Consider the following 16,960-nt stretch of genomic DNA (forward strand, 5'->3'; position numbering starts at 1 on the left):
CTCGCCACCTCCACACGTATCGGACAGCGGAGATCGAACGAAACGGGCTTTCGCCGGATCGTCCGGAACTCCGGCCCCCAGATTACCCGGCGGGCCTGTACCCACCGGCCGCCGAGATCCACCCGGTCGCCCGGGCGCCGGCGGTCAGAAGTCGTCGTCGCCGATGACCCGCCGCTTGACCGACAGCAGCTCGATCTCAGGCCGCCCGGCGACCGCCCGCTCGCAGTGGTCCAGGACTTCGCGGACGTGCGCGGCGTCGGCCGCGACGATCGCCACCCCGAGCTGAGCGCGCCCGTGCCGGTCCTGGTCACCGACCTCGGCCGCGCTCACCTCGTACTTGCGGAGCAGGGCCAGGATCGGGCGCAGGTAGCCCCGCTTGTCCTTCAGCGAGCGCGAGTCGCCCGGCAGCAACAGGTCGAAGAGCGCAGTTCCGGTGAACACGAAGATCCATGTTACGAGCGCCGCGCCACCAACACGTCCCGAGTTATCCCCTGATCCACCCAGTGCTCCAGGCCGATCGGCGCCAGCACCGCCAGTCCGTGCCGCTCCAGCAGCTCCACGGCCTGCTCGCGCGGCGCCACGTGGGTGTTCCAGGACAGGCCCACCGCTCCCCCGGGCCGGATCAGCTCGATCCACCCGGGCAACGCGGCCGACAACAGCTCCGCGGGTCCCCGCTCCAATCCCTTGCTGGTACGCGAGCCGTGGACCACGCCGTACGGAAGATCTGCCACCAGCAGATCGGCGACCTGCCGCTTCATCAGCGCCCGGGCCTGGGTCGTGTCCGCCTCGAAGAACGTCAGGCGCCGGTCGTCCGAGGTGAACTCGACGTCGAACCGGCGGCCGAGCTTGCGCCCCTCTCGGCGTACGGGGGTGATGTCGGCGCTGTGCTTGATCCGTTTGCGCCGCAGCCAGGTCTTCAGGAACGCGGCGTACGCGTCGAGGTCCTTCCCGTCGATCTCGATGCCGATCGGGTTCCAGCCGTACATGAGGGCCTGGTTGAGCGTCGTCCCCCGCCCGGCGACCGGGTCCAGCACGGTGAAGGTCCGGGAACCGAAGTCGCCGGCCCAGGCGCTCGCCAGCGCGGTCACGTTCAGCAGGAGCTTCGTGAAGTTCTCGTTGGTCTTGCCGGAGTACTTCGGGATGGTGATCAGGTCGTCGTCGAACTTGTCCAGCGCTGAGGTGCGGATCGGCCGGAGCAGGTCGCCGGGTACCAGCTCGTAGAGGGCCAGCCCACTGCTGAGGTTGCCGAGGACGGCCAGGTCTTCCGAGGTCAGCGGATCCTCGGTGGCGAAGACGAGATAGGTCTGGCCGCCGAGATCCCGCGGCGTGGCCGGGCCGAGCCGCCCCTCCAGCGCTCCGGCGGAGAACGCGGCCAGCTCGGCCCTCGTCAGGTCGGGCGCGGACTGCGTGTAGACCCGGTTGGCGGATGGCGCGACGAGCAGCGCGTATTCAGTTCCCACGGGGTAGAGATCCTACCGGGGTGCGGACCACGGCGTGTCGTCGCCGCAGCAGCCCGGATCGAACTCACCGCTGCACGTGGTCGGTCCAGCGCCGGCCGTCCCACCAGCGCGCACGTGCCTGCCGCCACGGGTCGGGATACCAGCCCGGCAGACGCTGCTGCGGAACCGGCTGTGGGCGCGGCGGTGGCGGCGGCACCGGTGCTCGCTGCGGCGGCGGAGGCAGTGGCGGCTGCGGCGGAGACGGCGGCTGCGGCGGAGGCGGCTGTGGCGGCGGAGGCGGCTGCGGCGGAGGCGGGGACACCGGCATGGCCGGCGGCTCCCAGGGCAGCCCGGACAACTCGCACACGAGCCGATGCAGTCCTGGCGCGGTGAAGTCGCAGACGCGGTCGCCCAGATTCACCCCGCTCCCCTTGAACCGGTTGAAGACCAGCGGCGGCTCATCGCGTACCAATAGGGCCAAGACCTGCTGGCCCACGGGGCCGGACAGATGGACGGCCGTGACCTGCGACCAGCGGACTGTGCCACCCACAGCCTTGGACGTCATCACCTCGTGGGACCAGCCGAGACCACCGGTGGTGAGCAGAAGCGCAACGCCACGCATGGTGTCGGCCGGGCGTCCACAGCGGACCAAGCCGATCAGCTCGTCCTCGGCGGCGAGCCCGGCGATCAGCTGCTCCTTCTGCCCCGTATAGAGCGAGTTCTCCAGGTGCCCGGCGGCGACCGCCAACCGTTCCGACGCGTACGCCAGCCGCCCCGCCCCGACGGCCTGAGCCAACGGTGTCCACAGTGTCCGGGCGTCCCGCGCGACCGGGAAGTCCTGGCCGCAGTCGGGGCAGTTGACCAGCACGGATTCCTCACGCATGGCCCGGCAGTAGGGACAGAACGTGACCGCGTGCGAATCGAACTCGATCCCGTCACACCGTACGCACACCGGCAGGTCGGCCTGCACGTCCGCGCGGATCTGGCCCATCCCGCCGACGAAGCGGACCACGGCGAGCACCGGGTTGGCCGCGAGCATGCCGACGCTCTCGATGATCGTCTCGGCGACCTCGCCGGACTTGCTCGCCGCCTTCGTCGGCCGGGCCGGGTTCACCAGCTTCTCGCCGGCCAGCCCACAGGCCACGCAGACGGGCCGGATGCGCAGCGGCAGCGCCGCCCGGACGACGGTCTGGTTGCGTAGCAGGTCGAGGCAGTCCGCCTCGGCTTCGGTCAGCTGGATGTCCGCCTCGCCGGTGAGCGACGCGGCGAGCCGTTCGAGCGCCTCGACGTCGAGCGGCGGACCGGCGATCGTGGGCCGTCGCCGGACCAGGGTCGCCAGTTCCTGATAGGCGGCGACCTCCTCGGCCCGCAGAAACAGGGCGCGGTCGGCGCCCGCGCTGATCACGACGCCCGGCCGCTGATCCACGGCGCGATGGTAGTGCCCTGGACGCGCCGCGCCAGTCGGCTCGCTGACACCGGTGCCCCGAGTACGACGAAGGGGCGGCCACCCGAAGGTGACCGCCCCTGCCGAGCCGAGCGTCAGACGCGCGGCTTCTCGCGCATCTCGTAGCTCTCGATGATGTCGCCGATCTGCGGGCTGCCGAAGCCGCCCAGCGTCAGACCACACTCGAAGCCCTCGCGGACCTCGGTCGCGTCGTCCTTGAACCGCTTGAGCGACGTGATCGTGACGTTCTCGGCCACGACCGTGCCCTCGCGGATGACGCGCGCCTTGGCGTTGCGCCGAAGGAGCCCGTCGCGGACGATACAACCCGCGATGAGACCGATCTTGGACGAGCGGAAGACCTCGCGGATCTCCGCCGAGCCCAGCGCGGCCTCCTCGTAGACCGGCTTGAGCATGCCCTTGAGGGCCGCCTCGATCTCCTCGATGGCCTGGTAGATGACCGTGTAGTACCGGATCTCCACACCATTGCGGTCGGCCATCTCGCGCGCCGACTGCATGGGCCGGACGTTGAAGCCGATGATGATCGCCGTCGAGTCCGCCGAGGCCGACGCCAGGTTGACGTCGCTCTCGGTGATCGCGCCGACGCCCCGGTGAATGATCCGCAGCTGGATCTCGTCCGGAATCGGCAGCTTGACCAGCGCGTCTTCCAGAGCTTCCACCGAACCGGCGACATCGCCCTTGATGATGAGGTCGAGCGTGGTCCGCTCGCCTTCCTTGATCTTCTCGAGCAGCGTCTCCAGCGTCGCCCGGCCGGCCAGCCGTGCCTGCTCGGCAGCGCGCTTCCGCGCCTGCCGCTGCTCGGCGATCTGGCGTACCGTCCGGTCGTCGTCGGCGGCGAGGAACGTGTCGCCGGCGCCCGGAACCGCGGTCAGACCGAGGACCAGGACCGGGCGAGCCGGACCCGCCTCCGGCAGCGCCGTGCCGTTCTCGTCGAGCATCGCCCGAACCCGGCCGTACGCGTTGCCGGCGACGATCGAGTCACCGACCCGGAGCGTGCCCCGGTTGACCAGCACCGTGGCCACCGGGCCACGACCCTTGTCGAGGTGCGCCTCGATCGCGATGCCCTGCGCGTTGCCGTCGACCGGAGCCCGCAGGTCGAGCGAGGCGTCCGCCGTCAGCAGCACCGCTTCCAGCAGGCCGTCGATGTTGAGCCGGGCCTTGGCGGAGATGTCGACGAACATCGTGTCGCCGCCGTACTCCTCGGCCACCAGCCCGTACTCGGTGAGCTGCTGGCGCACCTTGCCCGGGTTGGCCTCCGGCTTGTCGACCTTGTTCACCGCCACCACGATCGGCACGTCGGCCGCCTTGGCGTGGTTCAACGCCTCGATGGTCTGCGGCATCACGCCGTCGTCCGCCGCGACGACCAGGACCACGATGTCGGTGGCCTGGGCGCCACGGGCACGCATGGCGGTGAACGCCTCGTGACCCGGGGTGTCGATGAAGGTGATCGCCCGGTCTTCCTCGCCGTGCTCGACGTGCACCTGGTACGCGCCGATGTGCTGGGTGATGCCGCCGGCCTCGCCCTCGACGACGTTCGCCGACCGGATCGCGTCCAGCAGCTTCGTCTTACCGTGGTCGACGTGACCCATGACGGTCACGACCGGCGGACGGACGACCAGGCGCTCCTCGTCGACCTCGGCGTCGAGGTCGATGTTGAACTGCGCGAGCAGCTGGCGGTCTTCCTCCTCCGGGCTGACGATCTGCAGGTCGAAGCCCAGGTGCTCACCGAGCAGCAGCAGCGTGTCGTCGCTGCAGGACTGCGTGGCGGTCACCATCTCGCCCAGGTTGAACATCTCCTGGACCAGCGAGCCCGGGTTCGCGTTGATGCGGTCGGCGAAGTCCGACAGCGACGCGCCCCGCGGCAGGCGGACCACCTGGCCGTTGCCCCGCGGGGCACCCGAGCTCATCGTCGGGGCGGACAGGTTGTCGAACTCTTGACGCCGCTGCTTCTTGCTCTTGCGACCACGAGACGGCCGGCCACCGGGACGCCCGAAGGCACCCGCGGCACCGCCGCCACGGCCACGGCCACCGCCGCCACCGGGACGGCCTCCGCCGCCGACCGGGGCACCGCCGCCGCCACCAGGGCCGCCACGGTATCCGGTGCCCGCACCGGCGCCGCCGGCACCGCCGCCGCCACCAGGGCCACCGCGGAAGCCACCGCCACCGCCGCCACCGGGACCGCCGCGGAAGCCACCGCCGCCGGCACCGCCGCCGCCACCAGGGCCACCGCGGAAGCCACCGCCACCGCCGCCGCCACCAGGACCGCCGCGGAAGCCACCGCCACCGCCACCGCCGCCAGGACGACCCGCGCCGCCACCGGGGCGGGTCGGGCGCTGCGACGGCATCTGGCCGGGGCTCGGCCGCGGCGGCATGGAAGCCGGGCTGGGCCGAGGCGGCATCGAGGCCGGGTTCGGACGCGGCATCGCGTTACCGGGCGTGGGACGAGCCCCACCGCCACCCGGCGTGATGCCGTAAGGGTTGTTGCCGCCGCTGCGGGCCGGCGGACGCGGAGTCCCCGGCGCGCCCGGAGCTCCCGGCGTACGCGGAGCGCGGTCGCCGGCCGGACGCTCGCCCTGGCCCGGGCCACGCTCGGGACGGCCGGCCGGCGTCGCCGGACGGGCCGCCGGCGTACCCGGCTTGGGCGGCATGAACGTGGGCTTGGGACCGTCGCCGGACGGACGGCGGGTGTCCCGCTGTTGGGCCGCCTGCTGAGCCGCCTTCACGGCGGCCTCCTGCTCGGCCTTGAGAGCCGTGGCGCGGGCTTCCGCCGCCGCGACCTCGATGTCGTGTGCGCTCTTCCCCATCGGGGTGGCCGCCGGGGTAGCCGGGGCCTTCGGCTTCGACGGAACCGCCTTCTTCATCGGCGGAGCCGGCCTCGCCGACACCCGGGAATCGCTCGCGGTCGCCGCGGCCGGTGCGCTCGGTGCGGACGGGGCGCCACTGGGCGCCGCCGAACCGGGACCGAAGACCTCCTTCAGCCGACGGGCGACGGGAGCTTCCACGGTGCTCGACGCGGACTTCACGAACTCGCCCATCTCCTTGAGCTTGGCGAGCACGATCTTGCTTTCGACGCCGAGCTCCTTGGCGAGCTCGTGTACGCGGGCCTTGCCTGCCACTGCACTCCTCACTCCGAGGCCGTGCGGGCGGCAGCCCGCAGCGACCTCACTTGTGCACTTGAAGCCTGGTCATTTCAGGGACTTCATCGTGTGCTCATGTCGGTCGTCCTACCTTGCTCTACATCCATCCGCAGGCGCGGTGCCCCGGAGGGTGCCTCATGATCCGGTCAGGCGGGCCTTCCCGCCGTGGATCGCCTCGCTGAGCGGGGTGATGTCGCAGACACCCGCGACTCTCAACGCGCGCCCGAAGGCGCGACGCTTCTCCGCCAGAGCGAGACATGCCGGGATGGGGTGCAGATGAGCTCCCCTACCCGGCGCCCTGCGAGTCGGATCGGGCACGACCCGGACCGCGCGCGATCCCCCGATGTCGGGGGATCTTGGCAAGTCAGAGTCGATCGCGATCGCGACGAACCGCAGCAACTCGGAGGCCGCCGCTCGTTGCCGACAGCCGACGCAGGTCCGCACCGGACGCGATGTACCGCGCCCTGCTCCACGTGCTGTATCACGCGCTGAACCCGCGTCGCCCGACACCGTGCGACGTTCCACCGAGAAAGTCTACCCCTAGGCCCGGCCGAAGGCTCAGGCCGGTTCGGCTTCGTGATCCAGACCGCGCGGCGGGCGCGCCGTACCCGTCTCCGGAGTGTCCGAGCGGATGTCGATCCGCCAGCCGGTGAGCCGGGCGGCCAGCCGGGCGTTCTGCCCTTCCCGCCCGATCGCCAGCGACAGCACCTCGCCAGGCACCGTCACCCGCGCAGCCCGCGCCGCGAGGTCCACGACCTCGACCTTCACCACCCGGGCCGGCGAGAGCGCGTTCCCCACGAACTCGGCCGGGTCGTCCGACCAGTCGATGATGTCGATCTTCTCGCCGTGCAGCTCGCTCATCACCGCGCGGACCCGCTGGCCCATCGGGCCGATGCAGGCGCCCTTGGCGTTGACCCCGGGGACGGTCGAGCGTACGGCGATCTTGGTGCGATGACCCGCCTCGCGGGCGATGGCGGAGATCTCCACCGTCCCGTCGGCGATCTCCGGCACCTCCAGCGCGAACAGCTTCTTGACCAGCGCCGGGTGCGACCGGGACAGGGTGACCTGCGGACCGCGCGGACCCTTGACCACGTGCACGACCACGCAGCGGATCCGCTCGCCGTGCCGGTACACCTCGCCGGGCACCTGCTCGGACTGCGGCAGCACCGCCTCCAGCTTGCCCAGGTCGACGGTGACGATGCCCTTCTCGGACCGGGTCTCGTGAGCCTGGATCACGCCGGTGACCAGGTCGCCGTCGCGGTTCACGTACTCGCCGAAGTGCACCTCGTCGGTGGCTTCGCGCAACCGCTGCAGGATGACCTGCTTGGCGGTCATGGTCGCGATGCGCCCGAAGTCGTGCGGGGTGTCGTCCCACTCCCGCAGGATCGCGCCCTCCTCGTCGACCTCCTGGGCCAGCACGGTGGCGGCCCCGGTCTTGCGGTCGATCTCCACCCGGGCGTGCGCCTCCGCGCCCTCGGTGTGCCGGTAGGCGGTGAGCAGCGCCGACTCGATCGCGGCCAGAATCGTCTCGAACGGGATCTCCCGCTCTCGCTCCAGCGCGCGAAGCGCGGCCAAATCGATGTTCACTGCTCCTCCACGTCTTCTTCGTCTACTTCTTCGTCAACCCCGTCGTCACTGTCAGCGATCTCTTCCAAGTCGTCGTCGGAGATCTCGTCAAGCCGGTTGAACTCGATCTGCACCCGCCCCGGCCCGAGCCGGTCGAGTGCGTACGCCTGGGTGGTCACCGACTTCTTCTCGGCGAGCTCCAGCGTGACGCTCGTCTCGTCCGCCGCCAAGACCCGGCCGGTCACCTGCTTATCAGTCTTATGCGCGGAATCCTTCGCCGTGGGATCGCCGTGGATCTTCACCGCCACGAGCCGGCCCACCGCCCGGCGCCAGTGCCTCGGCAGGGTCAGCGGCCGGTCGACGCCGGGCGAACTGACCTCCAGCTGGTACTCGCCGGGGACGATCTCCTCGCCGGACTCCTCCGCGGCGTCCAGCGCGTCGGCCACCGCCCGCGACAGATCCGCGATGGTGTCCAAATTCACTCCGCCGTCGCCGTCCACCGTGACCCGGAGCTGATGACGCCGGCCCACCTGGCGTACGCCCAGATCTTCGAGGTCGTAGCCGGCCTTGTTCAGCACCGGCTCGATCAGATCGCGTACGCGGTCACGAACCTCGGCCAACTGAGCCGGCGAACGACGCGGGGCAGCCGGGACGCTCGGGGGCGCGCTCCGGCGGCTACGCTGTGCCATGAGCGGACCCCTCTCCTGAAGATCTGGTGCCGACTGATCGATGATCGTCAGTCGGCCGGTACGGCGCGCGCGGAACACGGCTGCGCAGAGCGTAACGCGCTCCGACTACCGAGCGTGAATCGGCGCGCCCAGCCTGCCGGTCGCGCTTGGCGTGCTCGATCTGATCGTGTTCACTTGTCCAGATGCGCACACCGGACGGGGCTAGCGGGACGAGCCGTCGTGACCTGCTCAGAGCCCTGGCGGCGGTCGGCGCGGCCGGTGCGCTGGCGGGGTGCGACCTGCTGGCCGGGCCAGAACCCGACCCTGACCCCCTGCTCGGGCTGCTCGCCGAGACCCAGGCCTTGCTGACCGCGTACGACCAGGTGATCGCGGCGGGTTCGGCGAACGCGGCGAAGCTTCAAACGATCCGGGCGACGCACGAGGCTCATCTCACCGCGTTGACCGCGATGATCAGTCCGCCCAGCCCGACCGCGACGCCCTCGGCGGCGACCGCCGCCGACTCGGTAGCCGACCTGAAGAAGGCGGAGGCCACGGCGGCGAAGACCGCGTACGACGCCTGCGTGGCCACCATTCCAGCGCGCGCGACGTTGCTCGGCGAGATCGCGGCCGCCCGCGCGACCCACTTGGCGGTGCTCTCATGACGAGTCCTTCGGCTGCGCCGTCGGCGTCCGAGGCGCCGCTCAGCGCCGACGGGACGGCCCGCCTGGCCACCGCGCTCGACCTGGAACACCAGGCCGTGTACGCGTACGGCGTGCTCGGGCCATATCTGAGCGGCAGTCTCCGGACCTCTGCCCGGACCGCCGAGGAGACGCACCGTACTCGGCGGGACAAGATCGAAGCCCTGCTCGGGGACGCCGCGCCCACCGGCGCCGCCGGGTACGCCCTGCCGCAGCCGGTCAAGGACAAGGCGAGCGCCCTGGCGTTGGCCGCACTCGTCGAGGACGGCGTGACGACGGCGTACCGGGCGGCGTTGGCCGCGACCTCGGGCGGCAATCGGAAGATCGTGCTCGACGCCATGATCGACGCCGCGAATCGGGCGGCCGCCTGGCGACGGGCGGCCGGGACGACACCCGGCACGGTGTCGTTCCCCGGACGCCCAGCCTGATCCGCTTCGCCCGCGTGACCGCCTCGTCCGGCCCGACCCGCCGCGTCCGGCGTCAAACCGGCGGTCAGCGGCGGGTCGGTAGCCGATCAGCGATGCTCAGCGGTGGTCAGCGGCGTTCGATCGGCAGTCGCGACCGGGTGAGCAGTCCCGCCCCGACCATCGCGACCACCGGAACCAGCACGGCGATCCCGAGTTGCACCCAGGGCACCACCATCGGCAGGTCCAGCGGAATCGGCCAGACCCGCAGGCTCTGACTGCGGTTGACCCCGGCGATCAGCGCCAACGCCCCGCCGATGCCCACGGCCAGCCCGAGAACCGTGCCGACGCCGGCGATCACCCCCGACTGGCTGAGCGACATGAACCGGCGTACGCGCGGCGACGCTCCGATCGCACCGAGCGTGGCCAGGTCGGCTCGCCCGTCGGCGGCCGCCAGTCCGGTGGCGATGGCCGCCGCGGCCAGCGTCACCAGAGCCGAGGCCAGGGCGAGCACGATGAGGAGGATGTCGAGCCGGTCGTGCCCGGTCCGCTGCACCGTCGCGTACGCGAGCTGGCTGAACTCCAGCAGCGCGGAGTTGAGCTTCTCCTCCTCGGCCGAGGTCGGCATCCGGGTCGTCGCGGCGACCAGGTAGGCGGGCTGCGTACCGAGTCCCAGCTTCGCCAGGGAGTCCACGCCGATCACGAGGTCGAACCCGTGCACTCCCGACCGCAGCACGTACGCGGGCACCTCGACCGGCGTACCGCGTTGGTCGCCCTTGCTGTCCGAGATGACCGGGGCGACCTGGACCTTGCCGTCGACGACGTAGCGCGGGTCGGTCACCACGACCGCCCCGGAGCGCAGCGCCGCCGTCGCCTGGGCCAGGTCGTCCGCGGTCGCGCCGGTGACCAGCGGCAGGTGGGACCCGTCGTCGACGACCACGCCGAAGGCGGAGCCCAACATCAGGTCTTCGTGACAGCGCTGGTCGGCTCGCGCCTGCGCCTGTTCCTTCGGATTGGTGGGCGCGTTCTCGAACGGGCACTTCTCCCGGTCGGGCAGGACAAGATCCAGCGCGCAGTACTTGTCGGCGTCGGCCACCGCGCAGGACAGCCCGTTCACCACGGCCGTCTCGCGTACCGGCAGGATCTCGCGGATCCGCCCGTCGAGCCGGGCCGTCGTAGCCGCGTCCATCGACTTGGTCCCGCCGGTCGGATTCAGGTCCATGAGCCGGATGGTGGCGTACCCGTCGGGCAGCATCGGCCGCGCGTACGCCTCGCTGCGCACGGTTTCGGCGTTCATGTAGATGCCCAGCATCACGCTGCCGGTCACCACCGCCATGACCGCGGAGATGGCTGGGGCGGCCGCGGCCCGGTTGCGAGACGCGTCCCGCATCGCGATCCGCGGCGCCAGCGGCAACGCCCGGCCGAGCCGGCCGAGCAACCCGACCAGGGCCGGGGTGACCACCACGAAGCCGAGCTGGGCGAGTACGAGACCGGCCAGCAGCAGCTGCGAGTCGGCGAGCAGGGTCGCGCCGCCGCTCGCCGCGACCCCGGCCGCCATCATCGCCAGACCGACGATGATCCAGCGGCGCCGGGACCGGGTGATACCCCGCCGCCCGGACAGCGCGGTGACGACGTCCTGGCGAGCGGTCGTAACGGCGGGCACCAGTGCCGCGAGCAGCCCGGTGACCACGGCTAGGACGAGTCCCACAGCCAAGGCCGACGGGAATACGCGGAAAGCTCCGCCGCGCGCCCCGAGATACTCCTCCAGGAACGGCCGGCCCAACGCCGCCAGCAGTACGCCGAGCAGCAGGCCGGGGACGGCTCCGACGACGCCGAGCACGACTCCGTCGGCCAGCATGATCCGGCGCAGCTGTTTCGGCGTACCGCCGTTGGCGGCGACGAGGGCGAGTTCCCGGCGTCGGCGTCGGGCGCCGACGGCGAAGGCCGGAGCACACAGGAGGATGACCTCGAAGACGATCAACCCCACGACGACGGTGCCCAGCGCCAGTTCCTCGGTTCCGCCGCCCGGGGCCTGTTCCATCGGCGTACCGGACAGCTCGACGCGCGGGTCCACCCAGACGCCGACCTGGTTGAGCTGCTTCACGAGGTCTGTCGTCACCCCGCCGGGGATCTCGATCAGCCACGTTCCGCCGCGTTCGTCGTTGCGGGTGAGCGCGCTCGGGTGGAACAGGATCATCTCGCGCAGGTCGTCCGGGAACTCGACGAGGCCGACGACGCTGAGCGTGCGATCACCGTCGAGCGTACGCACACTGCCGCCGACGCTCGCGCCCAACCGGTCGGCCGCCTGCGGCGACAACGCCACCTCGCCGTCCTTGGCCGGACCGCGTCCGGAGAGGAGGGTCACCATCCCCTCGCTCAGCGGATCGGCGAGGTCGACATACCGCGCCTGCAGGCCCGCGATGCCACTCGGCGTACGCATCCGCAGCTGCGAACCGCTGTTGTCGAGGAACGAGACCTTGCTCCCCGACGGCAGCATCGACAGCAGGGTCTGGTCGTTCTTCGGTTTGGCCGGCCCGCTCGGCGGTTGCTGCGATACGGCGTTGGCGTCGCCGAACTGTTGAATCGGGGCGTCACTGGACCAGTTCACGACGGCGTCGGCGCGGCCCATCTGCCGGGTCGCCTGCTCGTCGGGGGTCAGGTCGAACGTCTTGTAGGTGACGGCGACGAAGGCCAGCGCCACCACCGGCGCGCCGATCAGGGCCGCCACCATCGCCGAGCGTCCCTTGTGCCGCCGGGCTTCCCGCCGGGCGAGCCGCAGGGAGACCCGCCACGACTTCCACCAAGTCGTCATCCGGCCGTCTCCAGCAGCGCGGCCGCGTCGGCGGCGCCCACGGAGGTGTCCACGACGACCCCGTCCCGGAGGAACACCACCCGGTCGGCCCAGGCCGCGTGGCGGGCCTCGTGGGTCACCAGCACCGCCGCCGCCCCAGAATCCACCTTGGACCGCAGCAGGCGCAGCACCGCCTCACCGGTCTGCGAGTCCAGCGCGCCGGTCGGCTCGTCGGCCAGCATCAGCCGCCGCTGCCCCACCAGGGCGCGAGCGATCGCCACGCGCTGCTGCTGACCACCCGACATCTCGTCGGGGAAGCGTTCGGCGTACCCCTCCAGACCGACCTCGGTCAGCGCGGCCTCAGCCAGCGGACGGGCCTTGCGTGGCGCGACGCCGTCGAGTTCGAGCGGGAGCGCGATGTTCTCCGCGGCCGTGAGGCTCGCGAGCAGGTTGAGATCCTGAAAGACGTAACCGAGGCGACGCCGTCGCAGCCCGGCGAGCCCGGACCGGTTGAGCGTGCCGAGATCGACGCCCTCGATGACGACCGAGCCCGTGGTGGGCGAGTCGAGCCCGCCGGCCAGGTTGAGCAGGGTCGACTTCCCGGAGCCGGACGGGCCCATGACGGCCACGAGCTCCCCCGGTGCGACCGCGAGGCTGACCCCGCGCAGGGCGTGTACCTCGGTCGCGCCCTGGCCGTGCATCCGATGCACGTCCCGCAGCTCAAGCACGCTCATGGACGGTCTCCCCCGTAGCCTGCTCGGCGGCGACCGGCGTCGCCGTGGGGACGAACCGGACCAGCGACGACTCACAATGGTCGAGCCACCGCAGCTCCGCCTCGGCCTGGAAGATCAGTGAATCGAGCACCAGCCGCCACGGCAGCTCGCCGTCGCTCTGCTTGAGCCGGGTGTACTGCTGCAACGTCCGCATGGTGGCGCTGCGCTGGGTCTGCACGACCGTCTGGACATCGACCCCCGGCGTGGTCAACGCCAGCGCCAGCTTGATCGCCAGCTCGTCCCGTGGCCGGTCGGCGTGCGCGATCGGCGTGGCGAACCACAGCGCCAACTCGGTCCGGCCCTCCGGGGTGATCTCGTACGGCCGCTGCCCCCCGTCGTGCTCCGGCAGCGCCCGCACCAGACCGTCCCGCTCCAGGCGGGTCAACGTGGTGTAGACCTGCCCGATGTTCAGCGGCCAGGTCGCGCCGGTCTCCGCCTCGAAGGCGGACCGGAGCTGGTAGCCATACATCTGCCCGCGTTCCAGTAACGCGAGCAACCCGTGTCTGATGGACATGACTACTGAGTATGCATACCGAGTATGCGACGGTCAACCTAAGCCGCCTGACCTGCTGATCAACGGTCGAGCAAGCGCTCGCACAAGGTGGCTCGCGCGGTCATCCGCTCGGCGAGCCGACCGGGCAGGCCGCTTGCCAACCCTGCGATCTCGTGCCCCTTCGCGATCCGGCTGATGACATCCGGCAACTCCTGGGCATACGCCCTCGCACGGTCGACCGTGCCGGCCGGGTCCAGACCGGCCTCAACTGCCAGACGTCGCCATCGTGTACCGGTGATTCCGTCGAGCCGGTAGTCGCCCCCGATCCGCATCGCCATGCGAAGGCGGGGCATGTACATGTCGTCATAGGGCAACGCGCTGGCCACGTCATAGAGGGGAGCCAATCGCGCGCCGGCCCCGCCTAGCAGGATCGAGTAGTTCTTGGCATGTGCGTCGGTTCCCCCGATGAGCCAGTTGAAGACAAGCGCGTCGACGAAGCGCTGAACGTCCGCATCCGCGCCCCGCGGCGTCAGTACCGCCCGACGCAACAGCCCGATCACATCCTCCGGGCCGGGGCCGCCCTCGTTCTGATACTTGGCGGTCGGCGGTCGACCCAAGGCCTGACAGACATCCTCCTGGTGGACTCGCAACCAGGCGCCGACCGCGGACCTCTGGCGGTCGTAACGCTCGACGACGATGACGCGCTCTGCCCCGAACGCCACCACCCGCGAACGGGCCGCGACGATGCCGAGCCCTCGGGCCGCCTCCAGACAGAGATGTTCGTTGAGGTCATGCTCGTCGAACCCGGAGATCGCGGGCTTCACGATGTGCGTGGTCGGCACGACACCCCAGGGATCGCCCCAACGATCGGCCGCCTCGTCGTAGTGCAGGGCGGTCTTCGCCTGGGCGCCGGCGAGACTGAACTGTCCCGACCGCGAGAGATTCCAGGCGGCGGGATCACTTCTGAGCGTACGGACACGGGCGGCGATCTCCTGAACGTCGATCCACTCGACACCGCCGTCCCCGGCCATGATCGCCTCGATTCGCTCCGGCGTGACGAACTGCGCAGCTCCGGCACAGTCCTCGCCGACATGCCGGAGCAGGGCGAACGGGTTCCGAGCGGAAACCTGGTATACCTGTGCCCACCGCTCCAGGACCGCCTCGTTGTCCGGTAGCAATCCCCAAAGGAACGCCCGCACCACCTGATCTTCGTGCTCGGCCTCCGACAGTGGCATCGACAGCGATAACGGAGTCGAGTCCTCCGCCGCACGCCATTCGCTGTCGTAGCGCAGCGCGAGCCGGCCGCGGTCGTCCTGCTTGAGCTCGCCCACTCGCCGGCCGCGCATCACGACTACGAGTTCGCTGACCACGACTACTCCTTCAAAGAATCGAGAAGAGCGTCCAGATCGACCTCATCTGGAGCAGGCTTCACCGGGCGGACTGCCATCGCCAGTCCGAGCGCATGCAGTGTCCGCATGATCATGCCGATTTCGGCGCTCGCCTTGCCCGCCTCCAGGTTCGCCAGCCAGCGCAGACTGACGTTCGCCTCGTCGGCGAGTTGGCGCTGAGTCTTGTGCAGCTCATGCCGACGCTCACGGACATAGCGGCCCAGGTCGCCGGTGGTTGTCACGCGCACTTCGACCTCCCTCGCCAGTGTGCACGTTCATGCATATCATAGCCGATACGCACGTTCGTGCATCTTCCTTTGAGCATGCATGAACGTGCACACTCCACCCCGGGCGGGAACCGCGGGCAGGGCACCAGCGTGTACAGCCGTGAGAAGCATCGCCGTCCGAACGGAGTACCGCGTGGCCGAGGCCCTCGACGCAGTCTCCTTCGAGAACTTCTACCGAGCCCAGGCCGACCGGGTCTACCGGTCGCTGGCAGTCGCCCTGGCCGACCCCCAGCTGGCCCGCGAGGCCGCCGACGAGGGCATGACCAGGGCGTACGCACGCTGGAGGAAGGTGGGCGCGCTGGACAACCCGGGCGGATGGGTCTTCCGCGTCGGGCTGAACTGGGCCACCTCCAGGTGGCGGAAACTCCGCCGCGAACGGTTCATCCCAGCGGAAGCGGTCGCCGACGCCGGGCCGTCCGCAGCCGGGGTCATCGCCGCCCAGGTCGCGCTGGCGCGGCTGTCGTTGGCGTACCGGACCGTGATCGTCTGCCGCGTTCTGCTGGATCTGTCGACCGCGGAGACCGCCGCCGTCCTCGGCCTGCCCGAGGGCACCGTGAAGAGCCGGCTCGCCCGGGGCCTGGCCGCCCTGCGGGCCGAACTGACCGAAGAGGTGCACCCGTGAACGCCATTCCCGAAGACCTCGACGGGGCCGTCCGCGCCGTCGCCGAGCACGCCCCCGGCGGGTACGCGACATTGGCCGAGATCACCGCTCGCGGTCGGCAGGCGCGCCGTCGCCGGACCGTCGCGGTCAGCTCCCTCGCGGCTTTCGCTGTCCTGGGCAGTGCGTTGGGCGTACCCCTGGTGGTGAAGAGAGCGGACGGGCGGACCGGGCCGCAGCCCGAGACGTCTGCCACCACTGCCGCGCCAACACCCACGAGCAGTCCGTCCCCGCGGATCTGGACCAGCGCGGCGCAGCGGTTGCTCCTCAACGGCAGCGGCGGCAGCGTGACGCACAGTGATGGCAGCCAGGCCGGGATCGACGGGCCGACCGGGCCGACCGAGCTGTTGCCGACCGGGAAGGTGCGCGCGTTGAGGACACCCACGTTCAACGCCGGTGTCGTGGATCTTCTCGCCAAGCCCGACGGCGGTTTGGTCATGCTGGGCATCCAGAATCTGCAGCCGGGCGTCGCCCGCACCGACGGGCCAAACGTGAGCGGTTTGGAGATCCGGCTCGTCGTGGTACGCCCGGACGGGACCACCTCGAGCAAGCGGAACATCCGCGTCCAGGGTGAGTACGTCAGCCTGCTGGCGGCCGACGAGGACACCGCGATCCTGTGGCGCAAGCATGGGGTGTTCCGGCGGACCATCGCGACCGGGCAAGAGGAGCGACTGGTCTCGGCGAGTGCGATCGCGGGTGGGAACGTCGACGACGCGCAGACCCGGATCGGCGCGGTTTCCCTGGTGGGACAGGCGATCGCAGTCGTACGCCCGATGGGACCGTGCCCGACGATTCAGATCGGATCCCTGACATCGGGCACGCATCGTCAGCTCACGTTGCGAGGGAACCCTCGGGATTGCGGGGTCGGTGACATGCGGTTCAGTCCGGATGGGACCTCGTTGGCTGTCGCCTATGGACAGCGTAGCGCCAAGGACGTACGCCTAGCCGTATTCGACACCGCCACGGGCGCGTTGGTCAGTGATTCGGCGTTGTACTCCACACCGGATCCAGTCGGACTGATGGAACCGGGGACAGCGGAGCTGCGAGGGCTCGCCTGGTTGGACGACCGCACAGTACGGGCCGCGGTCACCGCGCTGCCGCATGGCGCCACGCGGACTTACCGCTACACGGAGCTGTTGCGGATCGTCGACCTCCAGGTGCGCTGACCTCTACCCGCAGATCAGGGATACGCATGC

16 protein-coding genes are annotated in these 16,960 nt (G+C 70.7%); 4 read left to right on the forward strand and 12 right to left on the reverse strand.

Features of this window, described 5'->3' with window-relative positions:
* Window positions 1-144: 144 nt before the first annotated feature.
* From HDA40_RS16740 to rimP, 7 genes are all read right to left on the reverse strand, one after another.
* Window positions 145-441, reverse strand: a complete 297-nt coding sequence (locus HDA40_RS16740; protein ID WP_253756839.1) for a DUF503 domain-containing protein — start codon at window positions 439-441, stop codon at window positions 145-147.
* An 11-nt stretch (window positions 442-452) separates the two neighbouring features.
* Window positions 453-1,460 (reverse strand): TRM11 family SAM-dependent methyltransferase, encoded by a 1,008-nt coding sequence (locus HDA40_RS16745; RefSeq protein ID WP_253756840.1) that lies wholly within the window; start codon window positions 1,458-1,460, stop codon window positions 453-455.
* Window positions 1,461-1,524: 64 nt separating this feature from the next.
* On the reverse strand, window positions 1,525-2,865 hold the full coding sequence (locus HDA40_RS42130; protein WP_253756842.1) for a DUF2510 domain-containing protein: 1,341 nt from the start codon (window positions 2,863-2,865) through the stop codon (window positions 1,525-1,527).
* A gap of 113 nt (window positions 2,866-2,978) precedes the next feature.
* Window positions 2,979-6,017 carry a translation initiation factor IF-2 gene (gene infB / locus HDA40_RS16755; protein WP_253756844.1) on the reverse strand — a complete coding sequence of 1,013 codons (3,039 nt, stop codon included), beginning with the start codon at window positions 6,015-6,017 and terminating at the stop codon, window positions 2,979-2,981.
* 156 nt (window positions 6,018-6,173) lie between these two features.
* Complete coding sequence (locus HDA40_RS16760) at window positions 6,174-6,563, reverse strand: YlxR family protein (protein WP_372502881.1); 390 nt, start codon at window positions 6,561-6,563, stop codon at window positions 6,174-6,176.
* A 33-nt stretch (window positions 6,564-6,596) separates the two neighbouring features.
* Window positions 6,597-7,625, reverse strand: a complete 1,029-nt coding sequence (gene nusA / locus HDA40_RS16765) for a transcription termination factor NusA (RefSeq protein ID WP_253756848.1) — start codon at window positions 7,623-7,625, stop codon at window positions 6,597-6,599.
* The gene (gene rimP / locus HDA40_RS16770) at window positions 7,622-8,293 is read right to left on the reverse strand and encodes a ribosome maturation factor RimP (RefSeq protein ID WP_253756850.1); all 672 of its coding nucleotides are present in this window, start codon (window positions 8,291-8,293) and stop codon (window positions 7,622-7,624) included. The genes nusA and rimP overlap by 4 nt, the downstream gene beginning before the upstream one ends.
* Before the next feature lie 182 nt (window positions 8,294-8,475).
* On the opposite strand from rimP, the gene HDA40_RS16775 reads away from it, so the two are divergent.
* Complete coding sequence (locus tag HDA40_RS16775) at window positions 8,476-8,934, forward strand: twin-arginine translocation signal domain-containing protein (protein ID WP_253756853.1); 459 nt, start codon at window positions 8,476-8,478, stop codon at window positions 8,932-8,934.
* Window positions 8,931-9,398, forward strand: coding sequence for a ferritin-like domain-containing protein (locus HDA40_RS16780; RefSeq protein ID WP_253756855.1), 468 nt, complete (start codon window positions 8,931-8,933; stop codon window positions 9,396-9,398). The genes HDA40_RS16775 and HDA40_RS16780 overlap by 4 nt, the downstream gene beginning before the upstream one ends.
* A gap of 106 nt (window positions 9,399-9,504) precedes the next feature.
* Here HDA40_RS16780 and HDA40_RS16785 read toward each other — a convergent pair whose 3' ends face one another.
* Genes HDA40_RS16785 through HDA40_RS16805 form a run of 5 tightly spaced genes read right to left on the reverse strand, consistent with a single transcriptional unit; the run spans window position 9,505 to window position 15,067 of the window.
* The gene (locus HDA40_RS16785; protein WP_253756857.1) at window positions 9,505-12,186 is read right to left on the reverse strand and encodes an FtsX-like permease family protein; all 2,682 of its coding nucleotides are present in this window, start codon (window positions 12,184-12,186) and stop codon (window positions 9,505-9,507) included.
* Window positions 12,183-12,899 carry an ABC transporter ATP-binding protein gene (locus tag HDA40_RS16790; protein ID WP_253756860.1) on the reverse strand — a complete coding sequence of 239 codons (717 nt, stop codon included), beginning with the start codon at window positions 12,897-12,899 and terminating at the stop codon, window positions 12,183-12,185. Before HDA40_RS16790 ends, HDA40_RS16785 begins: the two co-directional genes overlap by 4 nt.
* Window positions 12,886-13,452 carry a PadR family transcriptional regulator gene (locus HDA40_RS16795; RefSeq protein ID WP_253756862.1) on the reverse strand — a complete coding sequence of 189 codons (567 nt, stop codon included), beginning with the start codon at window positions 13,450-13,452 and terminating at the stop codon, window positions 12,886-12,888. The genes HDA40_RS16790 and HDA40_RS16795 overlap by 14 nt, the downstream gene beginning before the upstream one ends.
* Window positions 13,453-13,511: 59 nt before the next feature.
* The gene (locus HDA40_RS16800; protein WP_253756864.1) at window positions 13,512-14,801 is read right to left on the reverse strand and encodes a type II toxin-antitoxin system HipA family toxin; all 1,290 of its coding nucleotides are present in this window, start codon (window positions 14,799-14,801) and stop codon (window positions 13,512-13,514) included.
* Between the two features lie 2 nt (window positions 14,802-14,803).
* Window positions 14,804-15,067: a helix-turn-helix domain-containing protein gene (locus HDA40_RS16805; RefSeq protein WP_253756865.1), complete on the reverse strand. Its 264-nt coding sequence runs from the start codon at window positions 15,065-15,067 to the stop codon at window positions 14,804-14,806.
* A gap of 139 nt (window positions 15,068-15,206) precedes the next feature.
* Here HDA40_RS16805 and HDA40_RS16810 point away from each other — a divergent pair, with 139 nt between their 5' ends.
* Together HDA40_RS16810 and HDA40_RS16815 are read left to right on the forward strand one after the other, a co-directional pair.
* Window positions 15,207-15,728 carry an RNA polymerase sigma factor gene (locus tag HDA40_RS16810; RefSeq protein WP_253756868.1) on the forward strand — a complete coding sequence of 174 codons (522 nt, stop codon included), beginning with the start codon at window positions 15,207-15,209 and terminating at the stop codon, window positions 15,726-15,728.
* A complete protein-coding gene (locus HDA40_RS16815) occupies window positions 15,725-16,930 on the forward strand; it encodes a hypothetical protein (RefSeq protein WP_253756871.1) in 1,206 nt (401 codons plus the stop codon). The genes HDA40_RS16810 and HDA40_RS16815 overlap by 4 nt, the downstream gene beginning before the upstream one ends.
* Window positions 16,931-16,960: the final 30 nt, after the last annotated feature.

The organism is Hamadaea flava (assembly GCF_024172085.1).
Classification (GTDB): Bacteria; Actinomycetota; Actinomycetes; order Mycobacteriales; family Micromonosporaceae; genus Hamadaea; species Hamadaea flava.

Excerpts from the sequence above, each read along its gene's own strand:
- rimP (WP_253756850.1), bottom strand. The coding sequence starts at position 8,293 with ATGGCACAGCGTAGCCGCCGGAGCGCGCCCCCGAGCGTCCCGGCTGCC.
- HDA40_RS16775 (WP_253756853.1), top strand. The coding sequence starts at position 8,476 with ATGCGCACACCGGACGGGGCTAGCGGGACGAGCCGTCGTGACCTGCTC.
- HDA40_RS16780 (WP_253756855.1), top strand. The coding sequence starts at position 8,931 with ATGACGAGTCCTTCGGCTGCGCCGTCGGCGTCCGAGGCGCCGCTCAGC.
- HDA40_RS16785 (WP_253756857.1), bottom strand. The coding sequence starts at position 12,186 with ATGACGACTTGGTGGAAGTCGTGGCGGGTCTCCCTGCGGCTCGCCCGG.
- HDA40_RS16790 (WP_253756860.1), bottom strand. The coding sequence starts at position 12,899 with ATGAGCGTGCTTGAGCTGCGGGACGTGCATCGGATGCACGGCCAGGGC.
- HDA40_RS16795 (WP_253756862.1), bottom strand. The coding sequence starts at position 13,452 with ATGTCCATCAGACACGGGTTGCTCGCGTTACTGGAACGCGGGCAGATG.